1 protein-coding gene is annotated in these 311 nt (G+C 69.5%); it reads right to left on the reverse strand.

The window, feature by feature from the left end; all coding sequences use genetic code 11:
- Nucleotides 1–293 (reverse strand): FG-GAP repeat domain-containing protein (locus H0H10_RS02210; RefSeq protein ID WP_309141713.1); only part of this gene is annotated, 293 nt, incomplete at its 3' end.
- Nucleotides 294–311: the final 18 nt, after the last annotated feature.

Raw genomic sequence — 311 nt, forward strand, 5'->3', positions numbered from 1 at the left:
TCGGCACCCTGCGTGAAGGCGACGATGTCGTCCTTGCCGTCGCCGTTCACATCGCCGACGCGGGGCTGTTCGGTGCCCGGCGCGAAGTGCTCGTGGACCAGGCGGCCGGTGCCGAAGGCGTTGCCGTCGGAGAAGGCCACATACACGTCACCCGTGCTGCCCTGCGTGAAGGTGATCAGGTCGTCCTTGCCGTCACCGTTCACGTCGCCGAGGGCGGGGAACTCTCCGGCCGGCGCGAAGAAGTCGTGCCAGACGGCGGCCGGACCGAAGCCGCTGCCGGTGGACAGGGCCACATACACCTTGGCGTCCGC

The sequence above is a fragment of the Streptomyces griseicoloratus genome (assembly GCF_014534645.1).
Taxonomy (GTDB): Bacteria; Actinomycetota; Actinomycetes; order Streptomycetales; family Streptomycetaceae; genus Streptomyces; species Streptomyces griseicoloratus.